The following is a 24,815-nucleotide window of genomic DNA, read 5'->3' as shown; positions in this document are numbered from 1 at the left end:
CGGCGGTCAGTTGCCCTAGCCCCAGGACCCGGCCATGCTGCCGAGACATCAACGGACCCTCGGGTTCCCGCTGAGCAGCCGTCAGTTTCGCTGAACTCACGGGAGGCCAGGCCCCACGCTTGGATAGCTGACCCAGCTCCGCCAAATACTTGATTCTGATGGATCCGTGGGCCGCGTACTGTATCGTTTGTTCGATTTGCACGATATTGGCGCAGGCGTTTGCCCAGTTCGGTTATGTAACGCAAGCCGTGCCCGCGTTTTTGTAACGCGCTCGGGGGTTCGCGATACATCGGTCCCTTTCCATCCTGGTGTGCTGGTCGGGAGAGGCTTATGGAACCGGCCTCGCCGGGTCGCTTGTCCGTCGTCACAACGGCGCGTACGGTCGGTCGCAGAGCTGGCCTCGTCCAGCTACTAGACCTGCTGCTATGCCGTCCAGTTGTGCGGAGCCCGAGTCGGCCATCGATGCCGACGGCCTAAGACCCCGCCTGCGGCGCGCCTTCGGATCCCTTCGGTTGCAGTCGTCGACAAACTCGCTGCGTGTCACTCCAGGTCGGGCGTTGTCTGACTCGCCGCTGCCGCCTCACACCGGTTAGGTGCCACGACGTGCCGGTGTGCCCTCGCCTGCGAAGGAGCGCCCTCATGACCTCGTACGCAGTCCGCAGCCGTCGTGAACCGCCAGCTTCGAGCCGTTGGCTCGCCCAGCAGTTTCCGCACCGGGCCTGGCTCATCGCCGACCTGCAACGACGAATCGGCCGCGCCCCTGCAGCCATCCGCGCCTGCGCACCTGAGCCGGACCGATTCGGGCAGGCGATGGAGCCACGAAGTGCGCGTCGGCGGATGCGTCGGGGAGGATGATTCCGTAGGGGCCGCCGCCGCTGACGTTGTCCTTGTGGAAGTGGTCGGGCGCGACGGGCAGTAGGAATGCGGGTGCGTTCCAACCAACCACACATCGCCCACGATCCGGATCCGCGTCCCCAACCTCTCTGGGCAGAACACCTAGATGGCTAGCGGCCAGCAGCGCGTGCCTCGCCGACAACAGCGGCAAGACGACGTGGCGCCCGACCGCGGGTGCTGATCGTGGATGAGGCAGGGCTGTCTGGAGGAGGGAGTTAAGTCGGCGGGAGTGCAGCGTCAATACTCGGGCACAGCTGGCCTGTCGGAGAGATACCAGCTCGGAGTGTTCCGGGAGCCCCACGACGAGACTAGGGCGATCACCGCCGGGCTTGTCGCCGGCCAGGCCGTAGTAGGGCGTGACCGGCCGTCGATCGCGATCGGCATGGTCGCTCATCGATCGCCAGTCGTCCATATGGTATATATGCTTGCTGACCGAGACCTGCCCCTCCAACTCATGCCATCCACCCATTCGCCGGGTGACCTGGCCAGATCGGAGTGACATGGGCTGCTCACACGCTCAAGAATGCCCCCTCTTCCCCCTGCTCAACGCAAGCTTGCGCGACTGGCGTAACCACTACTGCGACAAGGAGCAGGGTTGGCCGACATGTGCTCGGTACCAGCTGTACAGGGCAGGCCAGCTCGTGCCAATCACTCTCCTGCCGAATGGAGTCGACGCGTTCAGGCCCGCACCTGCGGCAGTACCCAGTTCCAGACAACCGGTGGACGCACGTCGCACGGGGACGTCAGCAACATCGCGAGAGGTATCGGGAAGATTATCGGCTGCGGAAAGCGCAGGTGCTGCGGAGCCGACTCCACCGGTAAATTACCCGGATCGCTCGGGCGTGCGGGACAAGGTCAGCGATGCGTGGGTGCTTGCCATCGCCGATGATGCGAAATGCCGCGGCGGTGAACGGCTGCACGTGTGGGTGACGAGCCAGGAGAAGCCGTGGGCTGCTCCTCTTCCCATCCCCCAGCCAGGGGAGCCTTGTCACGCCGACGGACCGGTGGTGGTCGCCGTCGCCTGGTTCGAGCCAACCAGCGCCGCGTGGACGGAAACCCTCACTGGCTCGCGGTGCGAGGCGCAGGTGGAGGCGGCGATCTTGTTGGGCCTGCCGCGCTGGCCATCGGCGACACATCCGGCGAGGGTGACCACCTGGGGTGTGGGCCTGGGCACTACAGGTCTCGCGTTGCATGACCCGACTGGTCATGTTTTCGCCTCCGGCGTCGCCGAGATACCGTCCACTTGGACGACCGCCGCAAGGGCGCTGGGCGCCGTCGCCGTCGTCTACGGAGTTGGTCCCCTGCAGCAGGCAGTGCACCCCGTTCCGCCTCCGGCTCAACGGCTCACCGAGGCGCGACGCGACGGAACCGTCGCCGCCGCATGGGTACCACTGCTCGGGTGACAGGCCGAGGCCGCCCCCTTACCCGGCCAGGGTGTCACATCTCGCGGTCGCCGTCGGCGGTATAGGGGTGCTGAAGACGTGTTCCCGTGATGAGGCCCTGTACCGCGCCAAACTCTGTGCAGGGTCTGTGAACTCAGGTTTCGTTGATCCGATCATGCCGCCCGCTGGTACTCGTTGATGACGCCGCTGAAGGCCCGGAGGCGTCGTATCGGCGCGTTGCTCGGAAGGACGACGGCCGGGGCGTGGGTTCGGTGGGTGCTGGGCGGGGCTCTGGTGTGGACGATGCCCGCTGAAGCGGACGGCGTATCCGTCGAGCGCGGCGCGGGCGTGACGTTCGTCGTACACCAGGAGTTTGTCGGTGAACCCGTTCGGGACGCTGCGGATGAACCGTTCTGCGTAGCAGTTCGCCCGAGGGCTCGGGGAGGCATCTTCGCCAGTCAACGTCGTCGGGATTCGCCGGCCCCGCGCAGCGCGACGGCTCGGCGCGCCGACCGGGGCGCGGGGCTGGCCCTGCTCTAGTCGAACGATCCAGACGGCCGACGCGGACGCGCCATCGGCCACGGGCAACGGCCGTACGACCGCGACCAGGCCGTAGTAGGCGTGGCCGGGCCGTCGATCGAAGCCGCGCCGACATGATCGCTCATCGATCGCCAGTCGTCCATATGGTATGTATGCTTGCTGACCGAGACCTGCCCCTCCAACTCATGCCATCCACCCATTCGCCGGGTGACCTGGCCAGATCGGAGTGACATGGGTTGCTCACACGCTCAAGAATGCCCCCTCTTCCCCCTGCTCAACGCAAGCTTGCGCGACTGGCGTAACCACTATTGCGACAGTGAGCAGGGCTGGCTGACGTGCGCTCGGTATGAGCTGGCCCGGACGGGCCAGCTCATACCGATCACGCTCCTGCCGGACGGAGCCGACGCGCTATATTTGGGGCGCCTACCCGCCGGTGTGGGGTCAGACACCGCACGCCAGACACCCCCGTCGCGGCTCGCTCGGGGTCGTCCCAGCGGATCGAGCCGGTGCCGGCCCGGGAGCTCATCCGGGCACCGGCACCCGCTCAAGGCTTCAACACACGGCCACCCGCACCGGGTCCGCATCCCTCCAGAACCCCATCGACCCCAGCAGAGGCCCGGTGGTGGGCCCGACTCGCAGAGTGGATTGCAGGTCCCCCATGACTGAATACTGGCCCTGGTGGGCGGGGGCCGCGGGGCTCGCCCTCACCACCATCAACTACGCCGTCACGACCGATCGATCCTTCGGCGTGTCCGGCGCGTGGGACCGCGTGCTGCACTGGCGCGCCGAACGCCGTGTCGAACGCGTGAACGCCCGGTTCGCTGACGAACGTGTCCTCACCGCGGCTCTCGCCGCAGCTACTGCCGACCAGTTCGGAGCCGGTTCGGCCGCGCCTGCTGCGGATCCCACCCCGCACGGCGCCGCGCGGGCACCGCGACAGGACGGGCGATCACCTGCCGCGCCGAGCTTCTCACTGGAGAGCCTGCTCCCGGCACCCTTGGTCAGCCAGGTCGCCCTGCTCCTGTCGATTTTCGTCGGCGGGTGCGTAGCGGCGGTTACCGCCGGCCGATTCCAGCTCCGCCTCGACATGGGCCACGCCTTCGGCCAGATCGTGACCGACAACCCGATCGCAATGGTCGGCGCGCTCTTCATCGGCGGTGTACTCGTCGGCTTCGGCACCCGTCTCGCCGGAGGGTGCAGCAGCGGTCACGGACTCAATGGCTGTGGGCGGCTACGGCCGGTCAGCATAGTCGCGACTGCCATCTTCTTCGGCACCGGCGTCCTCGTGTCGTTCCTGCTGTGGAAGGTGATCTGATGCGTACCCGGGGCGGGATAATCGTCGCTAACGTCATCGCTGGGCTGGCTCTCGGCTACACCGTCTCGAACATCGGGTTCGGTGACTACGCCGAACTGAACCGTATGTTCACCTTCCAGGATCTTCGCATGCTCCTGGCCTTCGCCGGCGCCGTAGCGATCATCGTCGTGGTGTTCGCCGCATTGCGCGTCCGCCGTACTCCAGGTCGCATCCACGCCGGCGTCATCCCCGGCGCAATCTTGTTTGGCTCGGGCTGGGCGATCTCGGGTGGCTGCCCGGCGATCCCCATCGTGCAAGTCGCCAGCGGGTACCTCCCCGCGTTGGTCACGATCGCCGGCATAGTCGTCGGCATCCGGCTCTGCCGCTGGGCCAACACGAGGTACTTCCACCTCGACAGCGGATCCTGCCAGCGGTAGCCGAACGCGAGCGACTCGAGCTTCTCGTGGGTTCAAATCCCCTTGTTCCCCGCAGGCGCCTGGGTCCTGAATTTAGGACGGCCTGGTTGTGCGGTTTACTTACGAGCAATCCTTTGCGCCGACTACGCCGCGGCACGCCCTGTGCCCACAGCTTCGGAGACTCCGAGTCAGCGTGGCGACAGGTACGCCGATAGGCCCACTGTGCTCCGTGCTGCCGGGCCCGTGCAGGGCTGGCGGCTGAAGCTCACCGATACACATTCCGGAACTCACCTGACGCCTCGATGCCCCATCCCCAGTGCTCCTCTTGATACTTGATGAGGTCATCGCCGTGGACTTGTCTGGTCGCGTTGCCGACACGTACCCAGAAGTCCGGCGCGCCGGGGCCGCTGTTCCGCCCGGCGCGGCGTTCGAGGGTACGGAGCGGGGGAACGGCTGGCTGGAGCTGGTGCTGCCCGCGCCGGTGCTCGACGGGCTCGTCGGGGTGCTGGTGCCGCGCCCGCACCCGTCCCGTACCCGGCGCCCCGATCCTCGTCGTGGAGATCGAGGTTTCGCGGATTCGCGACGAGGACGGCAACGTGGTGCAGGCGGTCGGCTGACCGCGCGGCGGGGCAGCGCGCGGGTTGCCGAGGAACATCGACGCAACCTTGTTGAGCTGCTCGTTCGCCATGAATAATCAAGATCAACATTATATGTAACGCACAGTTACTGTTCACCGCGCCGTGGTTTGACTGTCCGCTTGACCCGCTTAGCGTCGGGACCGATCACCTATGCGGAGGAAAGCATGTCGAATTTCGATCTGACCCGACGTAATTTGCTGCGGGTCGGCGGGGTCGTTGCCGCCGGCGCCGCGGTCAACTTCCTGCCCGGCGTGGCGTTCGCCAACCCGCCGTCCGGTACCGGCCAGCAGACCAAGACCGTCACCGGCACCTTCACCCCGAGCATCTCCGACTGGTTCTACCTGCCCGTGCAGGTGCCGAAAGGCGTCAACCAGATCGACGTCAGCTACACGTACGACAAGCCCACCGTACCGGCCGGAACCCGCGGCAACGCCTGCGACATCGGCATGTTCGGCCCGGAGGGGCACGACCTCGGCAACGCCAAGGGCTTCCGGGGCTGGTCGGGCGGCTTCCGCAACTCGTTTTCAATCAGCGCCACCGAGGCGACTCCCGGCTACCTGGCCGGACCGATCAAGCCGGGCACCTGGCACGTGATCCTCGGCCCGTACACGGTCGCGCCGCAGGGCCTGAACTACTCGGTGACCATCACCCTGCACTTCGGCCCGCAGGGCGCGCCCTTCCGCGCCAACCCCGCCCCGACCAGCGCCCCGGCCAAGCAGCGCGGTCGCACCTGGTACCGCGGCGACTGCCACCTGCACACCGTGCACTCCGACGGCCGCCGAACCCCCGACCAGTTGGTGGCCGACGCGCGCGCCGCCGGGCTCGACTTCGTCGTCTCCACCGAGCACAACACGCCCAGCGCCCACCTCCAGTGGGGCAACTACGCCACCGACGACCTGCTGATCATCAACGGTGAGGAGGTCACCACCCGCTCCGGCCACTGGCCGGCGATCGGCCTGCCGGCCGGCGAGTGGATCGACTGGCGCTACCGGGCGGGCGACCCCGCCGACTTCCGGCACTTCGTCGACCGGGTGCACAAGCTCGGCGGACTGGTCACGGCCGCACACCCGTTCGCGAACTGCTTCGGCTGCACCTACGAGTTCGCCTACGAGATCGCCGACCTGGTCGAGGTCTGGAACGGGCCGTGGACCGACGACGACCAGGCGTCGGTCACCCACTGGGACGGGCTGCTGCGCGGCGGGCGCTTCATCCCGGCCATCGGCAATTCCGACGCGCACAACCCGGACCAGGTGGTCGGCAAGCCACACACCGTGGTTCTCGCCGACAGCCTGCGCAAGGAGCACCTGCTCGCCGGCCTCAAGGCTGGCCGCTCGTGGCTGGCCGAGTCCTCGGCCGTGCAGCTCTCCTTCACCGCGAGCGTGCCCGGCCGCACCGCCGACATCGGCGGCCGGCTGCCGGCTGAGATCGGCACCCCGGTCACCGTCACGGCCGTGGTCGGCGGCGTACCCGGTACGACCGTGACGATCCTCGACCAGCTCGGCCCCGAGCGCAGCGAGACAGTGCCGGAATCGGGTACCGCCACGGTGACATGGACCACGTACCCCCGCTACAGCCGCTGGGTACGCGCCGAGGTGCGCCGCCCCGCAGCCGGGTCGAGCCCGCTCACCGCGCCGATGGTGGCGATGACCAATCCGATCTTCCTCGGGCGGAACTGACGTCCCGGGCCCGTCGGCCCCGGGGCGGGCGGGCCCGGACAAGCCCCGGGACGGGCGTCCGCTCGTCCTCCACCACCACGAACCGGCGGGCGCCGCGACCCGCGCCTTTTGGTGGGCCTGGCGCTCAGGACCAGGGCTCGTCCGGATCGGCGTCCGGATCGAGACCGTCGGAGGCAAGAAGCGGCCGAGCTTCCACCAGAGGCGTTGTACGCCGTCGGCCAGATCGCCTTGGGGTAGGTACAGCAGCACCCCGTTCGGGAGCGAGCGCGTGGCCTCGACACTGTCCTCGTAGACGGCGGCCGGCACTTGAGCGCGAGGGTGATGCGCTGAGCAGTTCCACCTTCAACAGGGCCTCTCCGACGTCGGTCGGCACGCTCCAGCCCACAATTTCATCGATCAACACAAGCACAGGAGCCTGCCCGCGCTACGACTGACCACAACAGACAGACGGTGCGATCACGTTACTTGTCTGCCGGTAGCATCGACATCCGCAACTACGCAGCAGGCTCAACTGCGACGTCGGTCATGTCGGTGCGCTGCCGAAACGCCAGATCAGGCAAGTGCGGCTGGAGTACTGATATGTAGAGCAGTTTGTCAAGAGGGAAGGCGGGGATGGCGGGAGGTTCTGCGCGAAGACCTGGGTGAGGGCGCTTCGATGATTCTCAGCAGGTGCCAGGGCTGACGCCGAGGCGGCTGAGTGATGGAGGTGACGCTGGTTGGGTTTGGGGTTGAGCAGCATGTCGCGGCCGGCGCGCAGGATCTCGAGGTTGCTGATGGTGGGCCGGCGTTGTCTGTAGCGGCCCGATGTCTACGAAAAGCGAGAGGTGGTCGGCCCGGCCGGTGGTGACATCACCTCGCCCTGGCCGCAGATCGACACCACGACACACGTCTGGCTATCGAAGAATCTCATTCCAGGACTGAGGCGGAATCCAGTCATATGCCCGCCGCCCAGGTGGCATGGAGGTGGATCGCGGGCGCTGGCGGGAAGGCGCCCGAAAGGGCTGGCTCGGATTCCCTTGGCGTTCACCTTCCGTTTGTGGAATTTCGGGCGAACGCTGTAAGGGTAGTGGTTCCGTCTCGTGCCGCCCGAGGAGATTTGCATGCCGGACCGCAATTTCGAGCTTACCGCCGGTCAGCTCGGGATCTGGCACGCCCAGCAAATGAACCCCAAAAGCAACCTGTACCACATTGCCGAATTCGTTGAAATCCGCGGCGATTTGAACGTGGGTATTTTCCTGGATGCGCTGCACCGGGCGGTAACCGAGCACGACGCCTTTCACCTCCGGTTCGACGTGGACGAGTTGGGGCGGCCGCGCCAACGGTTCGAGCCGCCTGCCGGATGGTCGCCGTTGCTGGTCGACCTGAGCGGCGAAGCGGATCCCGAGGCCGCTGCGCAGGCGTGGATGCGCGCCGACGTGGCGAATGCTGCCGGTTTGGACGACGGGACACTGTTCACGCTGGCGCTGCTGCACCTCGGGGTTGGCCATCACTACTGGTATCAGCGCACCCACCACATCATCGGCGACGGGTTCGGTGGGGCCCTTGTGGCCGCCCGCGTCGCTGACCTCTACGCGGCACTGCTCGCGGGTGCCGAGCCGGATTCGCCGGCGCCGCCCTCGATGCGTGGCCTAGTCGAGGCGGACGCCGCCTACCGCGGCTCTGACGCGTTCGAGGCTGACCGCGAGTTTTGGCGCAGTGAGCTGGTCGGAGCGCCCCATCCGATCAGCGTGAGCGGCCGGCGGGCGATCCCGTTCCCGGACCGGCTCGCGCGACACACCGACGAGCTGCCGCCTGCGGAGGCGAGCGAGTTGCGGGCCGCAGCGCGCCGTCACGGCACTGCCTTGACCGTGCTGGCGGTAGCGGCGGCGGCGCTGCTGCTGCACCGCTCGACCGGGGTCCGCGACGTTGTGGTCGGGCTTCCGGTCGCCGCGCGCACGGACAGTCTTCAGCGAATCACGCCGGGCATGATGGCCAACGTGCTGCCGATCCGCCTCGCGGTCGGCCCCGGTGACACGGCGGCCGAGGTGGTGCGGCAAACCTCGCGGGTCGTCCGCAGGGCGCTGAGGCACCAGCGTTACCGGTACGAGGATATGGTGCGCGACCGGCCAGCGGGCAGCCGGCACGGTCTTTATTCACTGCTCGTCAACGTCATGGAATTCGACTACGACTTCCGCCTCGGAGCCGCCCGCACCGACGCCCATAACATCGCCGGCTTGCATTTCGACGACGCATCGATTTCTGTTTACCGGCGAGCGTCGGACGGCGCGCTGCGCATTGTCGCCGATGTCAATCCCGAAATCTATGATGAGACGTCGACAAGGCGGCTGACGCGTGATTTTCGGGCGGCTCTAGGCTGGCTGGAGAGAAATGACCCGGAGCGGCCGGTCAGCCAATTCACGCTCGTGGCGGACGATGAGCGTGATCTGATCCTGCGCGCCTGGAACGACACGGTCCACGGGGTTCCGCCAGCGCCCCTCGCGGAGTTGGTCGAGGCGCAGGTGGCGGCATCGCCGGAGGCGCTTGCTGTCGACAGCATGTCGTATGCGGAACTCAATGCGCGGGCGAACCGGTTGGCGCATCAGTTGGTGGCAGGTGGGGTTGGGCCTGAGTCGATCGTCGGCGTCAGTCTGCCGCGGTCGCCGGAGTTGGTCGTGGCGCTGCTGGCGGTCCTCAAGGCGGGCGGCGCCTACTTGCCGATCGACCCGGACAATCCGCCAGAGAGGATCGCGCAGCTCATCGCGGAGGCCCGGCCCGTCACTGTGATCGACGATGCCGCCGTGCCCGACGGCCCGGACCATAACCTCGGTATACGTGTGCTGCCCGAACATCCGGCCTATGTCATCTACACGTCAGGCTCGACCGGCCGCCCCAAGGGCGTGGTGATCCGCCACGCCGGTGTGGTGAATTACCTGGCCCGGGCGAGCGAGGTGTATTCCGGCCTCTCCGACGACGTGCGGTTCCACTCATCGATCAGCTTCGACACCACTGTCACATCGGTTTTCGGGGCTCTGGTTTCGGGTGGCCGGATTGTCACCGATGAGCGGACGACTGCCTTCCTTAAGGTCACGCCGAGCCATCTGGGTGGGTTGTCCGAAGCGCCGGGCAAGCTCCTGCTGGTCGGCGGTGAAGCGCTCCGTTACGACCAGCTGCCGGTCGGGGTGCCGGTGGTCAACAGCTACGGTCCGACGGAGACGACCGTGGCGTGCACCGATTTCGCGGTCGATGGGCCGGGTGAGGGTGTCGTGCCGATCGGCCGGCCGATGTGGAACACCCGTGTCTACGTGCTGGACGCCGTATTGCAACCCGTCGCGCCTGGTGTGATGGGGGAGCTGTACGTCGCGGGCGCCGGTCTGGCTCGCGGCTATCTCGGCCGTCCCGGGCTGACGGCGGAGCGGTTCGTGGCGTGTCCGTTCGGCGCAGGCGCTCGGATGTATCGCACTGGTGATCTGGCGAGGTGGCGTCCGGACGGTGTTCTGGAGTTCCTGGGCCGCACCGACGGGCAGGTGAAGGTGCGCGGCTACCGGATCGAGCTGGGTGAGGTCGAGGCCGCGCTGGCCACGCATCCGTCCGTGCGCCAGGTGGTGGTTGGCGTGCACGGCCAGCAGTTGGTGGCCTATGTGGTGCCATCGGTGGACCCGGCCGACCTGCGCGCCCACGCCGCCAGCATCCTGCCCTCCTACATGGTCCCCGGCGCGATCGTTCATCTGGACGCGATACCGCTGACGATCAACGGCAAGGTCGACCGCCGTGCGCTGCCCGCCCCCGACTTCACCGCGACTGTCACCATGCGTGCCCCTCGCAGCGGGCGTGAGCAGATCGTCTGCGAGGTCTTCGCCGACGTGCTCGGCCTGGAACGGGTCGGCGTGGACGACAATTTCTTCGAGCTGGGTGGACATTCACTGCTGGCGATCCCGGTGGTCGAACGGCTCCGTGTCCGGCAGGTCGCGATCGACGTGCGCACGCTGTTCCGGCACCCGACTCCGGCCGGCCTGGCGGCAAGCACGGGCCGTGCCGATGTGCCGGTGCCGGCCCGTCGTCCGTTGTCCCGTCCATTGACGGCGGAGATGTTTCCGCTGGTCGAGTTGAGCGCCGATGAGGTGGCGCTGCTGCCCGCCGACATCGTGGACGTCTACCCCCTCTCCTCGCTACAGGAGGGCATCTACTTCCATCATTTGATCAACCCGGACAACGATGTCTACGTCCTCTCGGCCGAGCTGCGGTTCGACTCGCCGGCCCGGCTTGACGGCTTTCTCGCGGCGTTGCAGCAGGTGGTCGACCGGCACGAGATCCTGCGCACCTCGGTCCACAGCCAGGGTTTCCGCCGCCCGGTCCAGGTGGTGCACGAGCGGGCCACCGTGCCGGTCACCTACGGCGGTGCGCCACCCGCTTCGATCGACCTGACCCGTGCGCCGCTGCTGCGCGTCCACGTCACCGGAGACCGGGCGCTGATGCGGATCCACCACATCGTGCAGGACCACACCGCCCTCGACGTACTGCTCGGCGAGGTGCGCGCCATCCTCGACGGGACCGCTGCCGAGCTGCCTGAGCCGGTGCCGTTCCGTGACTTCGTGGCCCTGGCGCGACTGAGCGTCTCGGAGAAGGCACACGAGAAACACTTCGCGGAGCTGCTCGGCGACGTGACCGAACCGACCGCGCCGTACGGGTTGCTCGATGTTCAGGGTGACGGGACCGACGTCGCTGAGGTGTCCCTGCACCTGGCCGCCGACCTGTCCGCGCACATTCGAGCTGTCGCGCGTACGCATCAGGTCAGCCCCGCCGCGGTGTTCCATGGCGTGTGGGCGCGCGTGCTGGCGGCGATCACCGGACGCGACGACGTCGTCTTCGGCACCGTCCTGTTCGGACGCAGCGGCGTCGGCGGCGGCGAGCGCACCCCGGGGCTTTTCATCAACACCCTTCCGATGCGCGTCGACACGCGCACCGTCACCCTTGAGACCCTGCAACGGCAGCTGACCGACCTGCAGGCGCACGAGCACACCCCGCTGGCCCTCGTCCAGCACACCGTCGGCGTAGCCCCGCTGTTCACGACCTTGTTCAACTTTCGGCACAGCACCCGCAGCGGCCTTGCCCTCGACGGCGTCGAGGTGCTGCGCGCCGAGGAGCGCACCAACTATCCGATCGCGGTGACCGTCGACGACTACGGCGATGACTTCGCGTTCGTCGTCCAGGCAGCCCGACCCGCCGACGCCGAGGAGCTGTGCGAGATGCTGCACACCGTCGTCGCGGCGGTGGTCGGGGGCACGCCGCTGGGCAGCGCCGACGTGCTCACCCCCGCCGGGAGCGCCGAGCTGGTCGCCGCCGGGCAGGGGGTCCGCCGTACGGTGCCGCCGGCCGTCCTGCCCGCGATGGTCGAGCGGCACGCGGCCGCGACGCCCGACGCGACCGCCCTCGTGTGGGCGGGCGGGCGGATGTCGTACGGGGAACTGAATGGCCGGGCGAACCGGCTGGCCCGCCGCCTGATCGCCCAGGGGGTGGGCCCGGAGACCGTGGTGGCCGTGCTGCTGCCACGCTCGGCCGACCTGGTCGTCAGCCTGCTCGCGATCGTCAAGGCCGGTGGCGCCTACCTGCCGATCGACCCCGCCTATCCGCAGGCCCGCATCGCCTACCTGCTCGACGACGCGAAACCGACCGTGATGATCGACGCGGTGCCCGAACTGGGCGACGAGGACGACGGTAACCCCGGCGTCGACGTGCGGCCGGACCACCCCGCCTACGTCATTTACACCTCTGGCTCGTCCGGGCGGCCCAAGGGCGTCACGGTGCCGCACCGGGGCGTCGCCCGGCTCGTGCGGGACACCGACTATCTGACGATCGGCCCACGCGACGTCGTCGGTCAGCTGTCCTCGGTGTCGTTCGACGCCGCGGTGTTCGAGATCTGGGGAGCGCTGCTGAACGGCGCGGCCCTGGCCCTCGCCCCACAGCGGGTGCTCGACGGTGCCGCGCTGCGGGCGTGGATCGCTGGTGCGGGCGTCACCACGGCGCTGCTGCCGACCGGGCTGTTCCACGAGATCGTCGACACCGACCCGGCGGCATTGGCCGGGCTGCGCACCGTCCTGGCCGGCGGCGACACGCTGTCGGGGCCGCGGGCCCGCCGCGCGCTGGCCGCTCTGCCCGGGGCGCGACTGCTCAACGCGTACGGACCGACCGAGAACACGGTCATCGTCACGGCCCACGAGGTGCACGCCGACGACGCGGCGCCGGGCGTGCCGATCGGGCGACCGATCGCCGACACCCAGGTGTATGTGCTGGATTCACGCCTGCGGCCGGTGCCGCCGGGGGTGCCGGGCGAACTTTACGCCGCGGGTGACGGCCTGGCGCGCGGCTACGCGGGCCGTCGCGGGCTGACCGCGGAACGGTTCGTGGCCGACCCGTTCGGCGGCCCGGGGGAGCGGATGTACCGCACCGGCGACCTCGTCCGCTGGGACGACGCCGGCCGCCTCGAATTCCTGGGACGGGCCGACGCGCAGGTCAAGGTCCGCGGCTTCCGCATCGAGCTGGGCGAGGTCGAGGCCGCCGTTGCCGGGCACCCCGGCGTGCGCCAGGCCGCCGTCGTCCTACAGGAGCAGAACCTCGTTGCGTACGTCGTCCCGGCCGTCGACCCGACCGAGGTGATCGCGCACGTGGGCCGCAGTCTGCCCGTCCACATGGTGCCCGCCGCCGTGGTCGGGCTCGACGCGCTGCCGCTCACCGTCCACGGCAAGCTCGACCGGCAGGCTCTGCCCCTCCCGCAGTTTGCCGCCACCGCCGCCGGCCGGGCGCCCGCCACACCGGCCGAGGAACTGCTCTGCCGGGTGTTCGCCGAGGTCCTCGACCGCGAGTTAGTCGGCGTCGACGACAACTTCTTCGAGCTGGGCGGCCATTCGCTGCTGGCCGTGCGGCTGGTCGAACGCCTGCGCACGCGCGGCGTCCCGGTCGACATCCGCACCCTCTTCACCACTCCGACGCCCGCCGGCCTGGCCGCCGCGGCCGGCCCCGGCGATATCGACGTGCCGCCGACCCGCATTCCGCCCGGTGCCGAGCGCATCACCCCCGAGATGGTCCCGCTGGCCGACCTGAACGTCGCCGACCTCGACCGGATCGCCGCCCGCATCCCCGGCGGCGCGGCCAACATCGCGGACATCTACCCGCTCGCCCCGCTGCAGGAAGGCATCTTCTTCCACCACCTGCTGGGCGGCGGCCGCGACGACGTCTACGTCATTCCGGTGACGCTGGCCTTCGACAGCAGGGCCCGGTACGACGCCTTCGCCGCGGCCCTGCAACGGGTCATCGACCGGCACGACATCCTGCGCACCGCGATCGTGTGGGAGGGTCTGCCCGAGCCGATGCAGGTGGTGCAGCGCGAGGCTCGGCTCAGCGCCGAAAACGGGATGGACCTCGGCCGGGCGCCGCTGATCCGCATGTGGGCGATCGACGAGCCGGAAACCGGCCGGGTGGTCGCCCGGCTGCGGATCCACCACCTCGTCCAGGACCGCACCGGGCTCGACACCGTCCTGGCCGAGGTGCGGGCCTTCCTCGACGGCGAAGCCGACCGGCTGCCCGAGCCGCTGCCGTTCCGCACCTTCGTCGCGCAATCCCGACTGCGGGTCTCCTGGGACGAGCACCGCCGCCACTTCGCCGCCCTGTTCGGCGACGTCACCGAGCCGACCGCCCCGTTTGGCCTGACCGACGCCAGCGTCAATCCGGCCGGTCTCCACCACGACAGTCTCGCCCTGGACGCTGGGCTGGCCGCTCGGCTGCGCGAACAAGCCCGACTGCACTCAGTCAGCCCGGCTACGCTGTTCCACGTCGTCTGGGGGCAGGTGCTTGCCGCGGTCTCCGGCCGCGACGATGTCGTGTTCGGCACCGTGTTGCTCGGCCGTCTGCAGGCCGGGGCGGGCGCCGACCGGGTGCCCGGCCTGTTCGTCAACACCCTGCCGGTACGCGTGCGCACCGACGGTGACGTCGTCGGCGCGGTGACCGCGATGCGCGATCAGCTCGCCGCGCTGATGGCGCACGAGCACGCGCCACTCGCCGTTGCCCAGCAGGCCAGCGGGGTCACTCCGCCCGTGCCGCTGTTCACCGCGATCCTCAACTTCCGGCACCTCGGCGCGGCCAGCGGCGATGACCGCCACGGCCTGGCCGGCGTGGAGATCGTGGAGCGGGGCGGCGGCACGAACTATCCGCTCACCCTGTCGGTGGACGACACCGGGCACGGCTTCACCATCGGGGTGCAGAGCGCCGTCGCAGCCCCGCTGGGCGCGATGGTGGCGAAGGCCGCCGAGGGGGTCGTGGCTCGGCTCGAGGGCCGGGCCACCGGCGACCTCGACGTGCTCGACGAGGCCGAGCGGGCGCTGGTGCTGCACGAGTGGAACGACACGGCCGTCGAGGTTCCCGGCCGTACGCTGTCGCAGCTGTTCGAGGAACGGGCGGCCACCCGGCCCGACGCGGTCGCTGTCGTCTTCGACGGGCGGCCGGTCACCTATCGGGAGTTGAACGAGCGGGCCAACCGCCTGGCCCGCCTGCTTGCCGCGCAGGGCGCCGGCCCGGAGCGCGTCGTCGCCGTCCTGCTCGACCGGTCCATCGACCTGGTCGTGACGCTGCTGGCCGTGCTGAAGACCGGTGCCGCCTACTTACCGGTCGATCCGGACCACCCGGCCGAGCGGATCGCGGCGATGCTCGCCGACGCCGACCCGGCAGTCGTCGTCGACAAGCCCGTCGATGTCGACGCGTCCATGTTGGACGGCGGTAACCTGGACGTCGACGTACGGTCCGATCACCCGGCCTACGTCATCTACACCTCCGGTTCCACCGGACGCCCCAAGGGCGTAGTCATTGACCACCGTGGCATCGTCAACCGGCTCGCCTGGATGCAGGCCACCTACGGGCTGACCGCAGCCGACCGGGTGCTGCAGAAGACCCCGTACGGCTTCGACGTGTCGGTCTGGGAGTTCTTCTGGCCCCTGATCGAAGGCGCCACCCTGGTCGTCGCGCGGCCCGGCGGGCACCGCGACCCCGCGTACCTGGCTGACCTGATCGTTCGTGCGGGGGTGACCGTCTCCCACTTCGTGCCGTCGATGCTGCGGGAGTTCCTGCACGAGCCGGCCGCCGCGGCATGCCGGGGCCTGCGTCAGGTCTTTTGCTCCGGCGAGGCGCTGCCGGCCGACCTGCACGATCTCTTCCGCACGCTGCTGCCCGCGTCGCTGCACAACCTCTATGGCCCGACCGAGGCATCCGTCGACGTCACCGCGTGGACCGCGGCGCCCGGAGAACGGCCAGCGGTGATCCCGATCGGTCGTCCGGTGTGGAACACCCGTGTTTACGTGCTCGACGCCCGGCTGCGGCCCGTCCCGGCCGGTGTGCCCGGCGAGCTCTACCTGGCCGGCGTGCAACTGGCCCGCGGTTATCTCGGCCGGGCCGCGCTGACGGCGGAACGCTTCGTGGCCTGCCCGTTCGGCGGCGGTCGCATGTATCGCACCGGCGACCTGGCCCGCTGGGGCGCCGACGGCAACCTCGAATATCTGGGTCGCACCGACGACCAGGTGAAGGTGCGCGGGTTCCGCGTCGAGCTGGGCGAGATCGAGGCCGCGCTGGCTGCCCAGCCCGGCGTACGCCAAGCCGCGGCCGCCGTCAACGACCAGCGGATCGTCGCCTACGTGGCACCCCCGGTCGACGGTGCCGTGCTGATCGGCGCGCTGCGCGCGACGCTGCCCGACTACATGATCCCGGCCACGGTGGTGGGCCTGGACGCGCTGCCCCTCACCGTCAACGGCAAACTCGACCGGCGGGCGCTGCCCAAGCCGTCGTTCGCCGCTACCACCGCCTACCGAGCACCGACCAACGTCCGCGAAGAGTTGCTGTGCCAGGCCTTCGCTCAGGTGCTCGGCGCCGAACGCGTCGGTCTGGACGACGACTTCTTCGCCCTCGGCGGGCATTCGCTGCTCGCCACCCGCCTGGTCAGCCGGCTGCGCACGGTGTTGGGCGTGGAGGTGCCGATCCGCGACGTCTTCGAGGCGCCGACCGTGGCCGGGCTGGCCGCCCGAATCAGCGCGGCGGGGGCGTCCCGCCCGCCGCTGACGGCCCGGCCCTGGCCGGCGGTCGTCCCGCTGTCGCACGCGCAGCAGCGGCTCTGGTTCCTGCACCGCCTGGACGAGACGAGCGCGGCCTACCACATGCCGATCGTCCTGCGCCTCACCGGCCGCCTGGACGAAAGTGCCCTCGAAGCCGCCCTGAACGATGTCGTCGCCCGGCACGAGGTGCTGCGCACGGTCGTCGACGGGCCGAGCAGCCAGCGGATCCTGCAAGCGACCGTCCGGCTTGTGGTCGCCGCCCTCGACGAGTCCGCTGTCACCGACGCGATCGGCACGCCATTCGACCTCGCGCACGATCTGCCGCTGCGGGCGTGGCTCTTCCGCGGTGACGGCGACGAGACCGTGCTGGTGCTGGTGCTGCACCACATCGCCGGGGACGGCTGGTCGATGAGGCCGCTCGCCCGTGACCTGTCCGACGCCTACCGGGCTCGCCTCGATGGCCACCAGCCGGACTGGGCGCCGCTGCCGGTGCAATACGCGGACTACGTCCTGTGGCAGCACGACCTGCCCGTCGATGGCCAACTGGAGTACTGGCGCAAGGAACTCGACGGGCTGCCTGAGCAGCTGACCCTGCCGATCGCCCGGCCGCGGCCCGCCATCGCCTCGCACCGTGGCGGAATCCTGCGGCTGCACCTGAACGCCGATCAGCACGAGCGCCTCACCGAACTGTGCCGCACCCGGGGTGTCACCCTCTACATGGCGTTGCAGGGTGCCCTGGCGGTGCTGCTGTCGCGGCTCGGGGCCGGCACCGACATCGCGGTCGGCACGCCGATCGCCGGGCGCACCGACGAGGCCCTCGACGACCTGGTCGGCTTCTTTGTCAACACGCTCGTCGTGCGCACCGACCTGACCGGGCGGCCCACCTTCGCGACCGTGCTCGAGCGGGTGCGCGAGACAGTGCTTTCCGCGTACGCCAACCAGGACGTGCCGTTCGAGCGCCTCGTCGAGGAACTGGCGCCGTCCCGGTCGACCGCCCGCCACCCGCTCGTGCAGGTGCTGCTGTCGGTCCGCAACCAGCCCGCGCCGGTCCTCGACCTGCCCGGGGTGCGGGTGTCGACCATCCCGCTGGAGCAGGTCGGGCCGGTGACGTCGCGGTTCGACCTGTCCTTCGAGTTCGCCGAGGTACCCGGCGGCGGACTGGACGGCCGGGTCACGTACGCGACCGATCTGTTCGACGCGGCGTTGGTCCACGATGTCGCCGACCGGCTGACGCGCGTACTCGACGCCGTAGTGGCCGACCCGGACCGACCTGTGGACGGCCTCGACCTGCTGTCACCGGCCGAACACGACCGGATCGTGCACGGCTGGAACGACACCGCCCGCCTGGTCGGCGAGACGACCCTGCACGGGATGGTCGAGGCGCAGGCGGCGGCGAACCCGGATGCTCTCGCGGTGGACGACCTGTCGTATCGAGAGCTCAACTCGCGGGCGAACCGGCTGGCCCGGCACCTGGTGGGCGAGGGCGTCGGCCCGGAGTCGATCGTCGCCGTGCGACTGCCCCGGTCGCCAGTGTTGGTCGTGGCGCTGCTGGCGGTCCTCAAGGCAGGTGGGGCGTATCTGCCGATGGATCCGGCCCAGCCGGCGGAGCGCATCCTGGACGAGGCGCGACCGATTGCGGTGATCGACGAGGTGGTCGTGCCGGACGGTCCTGACCATGACCTCGGCGTGCGGGTGCTGCCCGAGCATCCGGCCTATGTGATTTACACGTCCGGTTCGACTGGCCGTCCCAAGGGCGTCGTGATCCGGCACGCCGGTGTCGTCAACTATTTGGCGAGGGCCCGCGCCGTCTATCCGGGGCTGGCCGACGAGGCCCGGTTCCATTCGTCGGTCGGGTTCGACACCACGGTGACGTCCGTGTTCGGCGCGCTCGTCTCGGGTGGCCGGGTGGTGACCGAGGAGCGGCCGACCGCCTTTCTGAAGGTCACGCCCGGTCATCTGGCCGCGCTGTCCGAGATTCCGGGCAAGGCCCTCATGGTGGGTGGTGAGGCGCTGCGCTACGACCAGCTTCCCGCCGGAGTGTCGGTGATCAACAGCTACGGTCCGACGGAGACCACCGTGGCCTGCACCGACTTCGCGGTCGACGGCCCTGGTGAAGGCGTCGTGCCGATCGGCCGGCCGATGTGGAACACCCGCGTCTTCGTGCTCGATGCCGCGTTGCGCCCGGTTCCGCCTGGCGTGGTGGGGGAGTTGTATGTCGCGGGCGCTGGTCTGGCTCGTGGCTATCTCGGCCGTCCCGGGTTGACGGCGGAGCGGTTCGTGGCGTGCCCGTTCGGCGGGGGCGGCCGGATGTATCGCACCGGTGATCTGGTGAAGTGGCGCCCGGATGGTGTGTTGGAGTTCCTGGGCCGCACCGACGACCAGGTGAAGGTGCGCGGCTACCGCATCGAACTCGGCGAGGTCGAAGCGGCGGCTGCCACACACCCGTCCGTCCGTGAGGTCGCGGTCGCCGTTCATGCCCAGCACCTTGTTGCCTACGTCGTGCCCTCGGTCGACGCGGCCGACCTGCGCGGCCACGTAGCCAGCACGTTGCCCGATTACATGGTCCCCGCGGCCGTGGTCACCCTGACCGAGCTTCCGCTCACCGTCAACGGCAAGGTCGACCGGCGCGCCCTGCCCGCCCCCGACTACGCCGCAGCCGTCACCGACCGGGCACCGCGCGGGCACCGCGAACGGGTTGTGTGCGAGGTGTTCGCCGACGTCCTCGGCCTCGACCGGGTCGGCCTGGACGACGACTTCTTCGCCCTCGGCGGGCACTCGCTGCTCGCGATCACCCTGGTCGAGCGGCTACGCGACCGGCAGATCGCCGTCGACGTCCGCACCCTGTTCCTCAACCCGACCCCGGCCGGTCTGGCCGCGAGTTCGGGTCGCGCCGAGGTTCTGGTCCCGCCGCGCCGCCCACTGTCTCGCCCGTTGACGCCCGAGATGTTCCCGCTGGTCGACCTCACCGCCGACGAGATCGCCCAACTGCCCGACGACGTGGTCGACGTCTACCCCCTCGCACCGTTGCAGGAGGGCATGTACTTCCACCACCTGATGCACCGGGAAAACGACGTCTACGTCCTGCCGGTCGAGCTGTCCTTCGACTCGCGACAACGCCTGGACGCCTTCGTCGCCGCCCTGCAGCACGTCGTGGACCGGCACGAGATCCTGCGCACCTCGATCCACAGCTTCCGCGAACCCGTCCAGGTAGTACACGAGCGGACAACCATCCCCGTCACCTACGGAGACGAACCGTCGGCCCCGATCGACCTGAGCCAGCCGCCGCTCGTGCGCGTCCACGTCACCGGCGACCGGGCTCTCGTGCGGATCCACCACATCGTGCAGGACCACACCGCCCTCGACGTGCTGCTCGGCGAAGTACGCGCCTTCCTCGACGGCACAGCCGGCGAGCTACCCGAGCCGGTACCGTTCCGCGACTTCGTGGCCCGCGCCCGACTCGGCGTCGCCGACGACGAGCACGAGAAACACTTCCGTACGCTGCTCGGCGACGTCGAGGAACCGACCGCCCCGTACGGTCTGTTGAACGTCCAGGGCGACGGCTCCGGCATCGCCGAATCATCCGAGACGCTGCCCGCCGAGCTGGCCGCGGCGATCCGCGAAGCGGCCCGCCGGCACGGGGCCAGCCCCGCCACGCTGTTCCACGCGGTCTGGGCCCGGGTGCTGGCCGTCATCGCCGGACGCGACGACGTCGTCTTCGGCACCGTCCTGTTCGGGCGCATGGGCTCGAGCAGCGGCGAGCGCACCCCCGGCCTGTTCATCAACACCCTGCCCGTACGCCTGGACACCCGCACCGTGACGGCTGCCGAGGCCGTGGCCGAGCTGCGGCGGCAGCTCGCCGACCTGCAATGGCACGAGCACGCGCCCCTGGCCGTGGCTCAGCGGGCCGCCCCGATCAGCCCGCTGTTCACCACCCTGCTCAACTACCGACACAGCACCCCCGGCAGCGTCAGCGCCGCGCTCGAGGGCGTCGAGGTGTGCAGCGTCCATGAACGCACCAGCTACCCGATCACGGTCATGGTCGACGACCTGGGTGACGACTTCGCGGTCACGGTGCAGTCGGCCGACCCCGAGCCGCTGCGCGCCATGCTTGTCGCCGCGACCGCCCGCATGGTCACCGCCCTCGACCACGGCGGCCCGCTGCACCACATCGGCGCGGTCGTCCCGGCACCGGCCGCCCCGGCCGCGCCCGAGACCGTACGGCCGGTCGCCCTGCACCGTCTGTTCGAGGAGCGTGCGGCGGCCACCCCGGCGGCGACGGCGCTTGTTGCCGGGGACGAGCGGCTCTCCTACGGGGAACTGAATGTCCGGGCGAACCGCCTGGCCCGCCTCCTCGTCCGCCGCGGCGTCGGCCCCGAGTCGCTGGTCGCGGTCGCCCTGCCCCGTACGGCCGAGCTGATCGTCACCCTCCTGGCGGTGCTCAAGGCCGGCGGCGCCTACCTGCCGATCGACCCCGACTACCCGGCCGACCGCCGGGCGGCGATGATCGCCGATGCCCGCCCGGTCGTGGTCGTCGACGGTCCGCTGGACGCTTCCGGTGAGGACGGCACCGACGTCGGGGTCGACGTGCGGCCCGAGCATCCCGCCTACGTCATCTACACCTCCGGCTCCACGGGCCGCCCCAAGGGGGTGACAGTCACCCACCACAACGTCGTCCGGCTGTTCGGGCGCACCGAGCAGTGGTTCGGGTTCGGCGCCGACGACGTGTGGACTCTCTTCCACTCGTACGCCTTCGACTTCTCGGTGTGGGAGCTGTGGGGCCCGCTGCTGCATGGCGGCCGGCTCGTGCTCGTCCCTGGCGACGTGGCCCGAACACCGGCCGCGTTCCTCGACCTGCTGGTGCGCGAAGCGGTGACGGTGCTCAACCAGACCCCCTCGGCTTTCTACCAGCTCATCGAGGAGGTGCGGCGCCGGCCGGGTCTGGCGGCGGGTCTGCGGCTGCGCACGGTCGTCTTCGGCGGCGAGGCCCTCGACGTCACCCGGCTGCGCGGCTGGTCGGCCCCGGGGCTCCGGCTGGTCAACATGTACGGCATCACCGAGACCACGGTCCACGTCACGTACGCGCCGCTGACCACCGCCCGACTCGCCTCGACCGCGGCCGACAGCCCGATCGGCGTCCCGATCCCCGACCTGGCCACCTATGTGCTCGACCGGCACCTCAACCCGGTGCCGCCCGGCGTGCCCGGCGAACTGTATGTCGCCGGCGCCGGTCTCGCCCGCGGCTACCTCAACCGGCCCGGCCTGACCGCCACCCGGTTCGTCGCGGACCCGTTCGAGGGCGGCCGCATGTATCGCACCGGTGACCTCGTCAAGCAGCGGCCCGATGGCGAACTGGTCTACCTCGGCCGCACCGACCTGCAGGTGAAAATACGCGGCTACCGCATCGAACTTGGCGAGATCGAGGCCGCGATAGCCGCTATGCCGTCGGTGGTCCAAGCCGCCGCCGTGGTCCGCGACGACCGCATCTGCGGCTACGCCGTGCCGGCCACGGGAGAGACGGTAACGGCCGACGAGGTACGGGCCGCCGCGGCGCGGATCCTGCCGGCCCACATGGTTCCCGCGGCGGTGGTCGTGCTCGACCGGTTACCGCTGACCGTGAACGGCAAACTCGACCGCAAGGCCCTGCCCACACCCGACTTCGCTCCCACAGCGACCGCCCGCCGCGCTCCGGCCACCGACCGCGAGCGGCAACTCTGTGTCGCCTTCGAGGAGGTGCTCGGCGTGACCGGCGTGGGCGTCGACGACAGCTTCTTCGACCTGGGCGGCCACTCGCTGCTCGCCACGCGGCTCATCGCCCGCCTGCGCACCGAACTCGGCGTCGAGGTGCCCATCCGGGCACTGTTCGACGCGCCCACCGTCGCCGGCCTGGCCGCAGCCATCGGCGACACCGCACCCGCCCGCGCCCGACCCGCGCTGAAGCCTCGCTCCCGGCGCGGCGACACCACTACCGAAAGGCGACCCTGATGACCAACCCGTTCGAAGACCCGGAAGGCCGCTACCTCGTGCTCGTCAACGACGAGGGCCAGCACTCGCTGTGGCCGGTCTTCATCGACGTGCCCGACGGCTGGGAGGTCGTGCACGGCGAGGCCGACCGCCAGGACTGCCTCGACTACGTCGAGAGGAACTGGACCGACATGCGGCCCAAGAGCTTGATCGCCGCTACCGAGGACTGACAAACCTTCTCCGTTCGGATGGGCGGCCCTGATGCCGCCCATCCGCTGTGTGGTGCCACTTTTCCAGGAGCGTTCCGATGATTCCCCTGTCTTTCGCGCAGCAGCGGCTGTGGTTCCTGAGCCGGCTCGAGGAATCAGGTGCGACCTACAACATTCCGCTGGTGCTGCGGCTGCGCGGCGCGCTCGATCCGGGCGCCCTGCACGCGGCCCTGACCGATCTGGTCGCCCGGCACGAGGTGCTGCGCACGGTCTTCCCGGAAGCGGCGGACGGCACCCCGTTCCAGCACGTGCTCGAGGAGTGGTCGGTCCCGATGCCGGTCGAGGCGATCAGCGAGGCCGCCCTGCCCGCCGCGATCGCCCGCCACGCCGGGCACACGTTCGCGCTGACGACCGAGATCCCGCTGTCCGCGCGGCTGTTCGCCCTCGCCGTCGACGACCACGTGCTCGCCCTGGTCGTGCACCACGTGGCCGGCGACGGCTGGTCGATGGGACCGCTCGCCCGCGACCTGTCGGCGGCCTACCGGGCCCGGTGCTCGGGCACCGCTCCCACCTTCGACGAACTGCCGGTCCAGTACGCGGATTACGCGCTGTGGCAACGGGACCTGCTCGGCGAGGCCGACGACCCGGACAGCCTGCTGGCAGCCCAACTCGCCTATTGGCGGCGCGCCCTCGACGGCATCCCGGACGAGCTGACCCTCCCCGGCGCCCGGCCGCGCCCGGCAGTGGCGTCGCATCGCGGCGGCCTCGTCGAGGTCACGCTTGGCGCCGGTCTGCACGCCCGGCTCGGGGCGTTCGCCCGCGGCGCCTCGGCCACGCCCTTCATGGTGCTGCAGGCCGGGCTGGCCGTCCTGCTGTCGCGCCTGGGCGCGGGCCCGGACATCCCGTTGGGCACGCCGGTGGCCGGACGGACCGACGACGCGCTCAACGACCTGGTCGGCTTCTTCGTCAACTCGCTCGTCGTCCGGGTGCGCGTGGCCGGCGCCTTCGCGGACGTCGTCCACCAGGTGCGGTCGACGACGCTCGACGCGATGAGCCACCAGGATGTGCCGTTCGAACGGATCGTCGAGGACCTCGCCCCGGCACGCTCGCTCGCCCGGCACCCGCTGTTCCAGGTGATGCTCGGCATGCAGAACACCGCCACCCCGACGCTGGACCTACCCGGCGTCGAGGCCTCGCTGCTGCCGACCGGCTCGGCCCCGGCCAAGTTCGACCTTGACCTGTCCTTCACCGAACTGCCGGGCGGTGGGATGCGCGGCCGGATCACCTATGCTGCCGACCTCTTCGACGCCGAAGCCGTACAGGGCCTCGCCGATCGGCTCGTGCACCTGCTCGACCGTGCCATCGACCGGCCCGACCTCCCGATCGCGAATCTCGACATCCTCACCGCGGACGAGCGCCACCGGATCCTCGTCGGCTGGAACGACACGTCCCGTTCCTACGCACCGGCAACACTGCCAGGACTGTTCGAGGCTCAGGCGGCGGCGACCCCGGACGCGCCCGCCGTGGATGCGGTCACCTACCGCGAGCTGAGTGACCGGGTAAGCCGGCTGGCCGGTGTGCTGGCCACGCGTGGAGTCGGCCCGGAGACACGCGTCGCGGTCGTCCTCCCGCGCTCGGTCGACCTCATCGTCGTTCTGCTGGCGGTGATGAGGGCCGGCGGCGCGTACGTGCCGGTCGATCCGGACTACCCGGCCGATCGGATCGCGTTTGTCATCGCGGA

8 protein-coding genes and 1 pseudogene are annotated in these 24,815 nt (G+C 69.8%); 8 read left to right on the top strand and 1 reads right to left on the bottom strand.

What is annotated here, in order from left to right; genetic code table 11:
* Window positions 1–1,068: 1,068 nt before the first annotated feature.
* The 4 genes and pseudogenes from ACIBF8_RS30570 to ACIBF8_RS30555 form a co-directional block, all read left to right on the top strand.
* Window positions 1,069–1,183: pseudogene (locus ACIBF8_RS30570) on the top strand (IS701 family transposase); the annotation flags it as partial.
* Between the two features lie 553 nt (window positions 1,184–1,736).
* Window positions 1,737–2,297 carry a hypothetical protein gene (locus tag ACIBF8_RS30565; RefSeq protein ID WP_396787377.1) on the top strand — a complete coding sequence of 187 codons (561 nt, stop codon included), beginning with the start codon at window positions 1,737–1,739 and terminating at the stop codon, window positions 2,295–2,297.
* Between the two features lie 1,177 nt (window positions 2,298–3,474).
* Complete coding sequence (locus ACIBF8_RS30560; RefSeq protein WP_396787376.1) at window positions 3,475–4,131, top strand: YeeE/YedE thiosulfate transporter family protein; 657 nt, start codon at window positions 3,475–3,477, stop codon at window positions 4,129–4,131.
* The gene (locus ACIBF8_RS30555) at window positions 4,131–4,547 is read left to right on the top strand and encodes a YeeE/YedE thiosulfate transporter family protein (protein WP_396787375.1); all 417 of its coding nucleotides are present in this window, start codon (window positions 4,131–4,133) and stop codon (window positions 4,545–4,547) included. Before ACIBF8_RS30560 ends, ACIBF8_RS30555 begins: the two co-directional genes overlap by 1 nt.
* 244 nt (window positions 4,548–4,791) lie before the next feature.
* Here the strand turns inward: ACIBF8_RS30555 and ACIBF8_RS30550 are convergent, their stop codons facing one another.
* Entirely contained in the window at window positions 4,792–5,214 is a 423-nt protein-coding gene (locus ACIBF8_RS30550) for a hypothetical protein (protein WP_396787392.1), read from the bottom strand.
* A 114-nt stretch (window positions 5,215–5,328) separates the two neighbouring features.
* Here ACIBF8_RS30550 and ACIBF8_RS30545 point away from each other — a divergent pair, with 114 nt between their 5' ends.
* The 4 genes from ACIBF8_RS30545 to ACIBF8_RS30530 all read left to right on the top strand — a co-directional run.
* Window positions 5,329–6,840 carry a CehA/McbA family metallohydrolase gene (locus tag ACIBF8_RS30545; protein ID WP_396787374.1) on the top strand — a complete coding sequence of 504 codons (1,512 nt, stop codon included), beginning with the start codon at window positions 5,329–5,331 and terminating at the stop codon, window positions 6,838–6,840.
* A gap of 1,100 nt (window positions 6,841–7,940) precedes the next feature.
* Complete coding sequence (locus ACIBF8_RS30540) at window positions 7,941–22,886, top strand: amino acid adenylation domain-containing protein (protein ID WP_396787373.1); 14,946 nt, start codon at window positions 7,941–7,943, stop codon at window positions 22,884–22,886.
* A complete protein-coding gene (locus tag ACIBF8_RS30535) occupies window positions 22,886–23,095 on the top strand; it encodes an MbtH family protein (protein WP_396787372.1) in 210 nt (69 codons plus the stop codon). The genes ACIBF8_RS30540 and ACIBF8_RS30535 overlap by 1 nt, the downstream gene beginning before the upstream one ends.
* A 77-nt stretch (window positions 23,096–23,172) precedes the next feature.
* Window positions 23,173–24,815 (top strand): condensation domain-containing protein (locus tag ACIBF8_RS30530; RefSeq protein WP_396787371.1); only part of this gene is annotated, 1,643 nt, incomplete at its 3' end.

This window comes from Micromonospora sp. NPDC050276 (assembly GCF_044459545.1).
GTDB lineage: Bacteria > Actinomycetota > Actinomycetes > Mycobacteriales > Micromonosporaceae > Micromonospora.
This window is presented reverse-complemented; position numbering and strand designations above follow the sequence as displayed.

Excerpts from the sequence above, each read along its gene's own strand:
- ACIBF8_RS30560 (WP_396787376.1), top strand. The coding sequence starts at position 3,475 with ATGACTGAATACTGGCCCTGGTGGGCGGGGGCCGCGGGGCTCGCCCTC.
- ACIBF8_RS30550 (WP_396787392.1), bottom strand. The coding sequence starts at position 5,214 with ATGGCGAACGAGCAGCTCAACAAGGTTGCGTCGATGTTCCTCGGCAAC.
- ACIBF8_RS30540 (WP_396787373.1), top strand. The coding sequence starts at position 7,941 with ATGCCGGACCGCAATTTCGAGCTTACCGCCGGTCAGCTCGGGATCTGG.
- ACIBF8_RS30555 (WP_396787375.1), top strand. The coding sequence starts at position 4,131 with ATGCGTACCCGGGGCGGGATAATCGTCGCTAACGTCATCGCTGGGCTG.
- ACIBF8_RS30535 (WP_396787372.1), top strand. The coding sequence starts at position 22,886 with ATGACCAACCCGTTCGAAGACCCGGAAGGCCGCTACCTCGTGCTCGTC.
- ACIBF8_RS30545 (WP_396787374.1), top strand. The coding sequence starts at position 5,329 with ATGTCGAATTTCGATCTGACCCGACGTAATTTGCTGCGGGTCGGCGGG.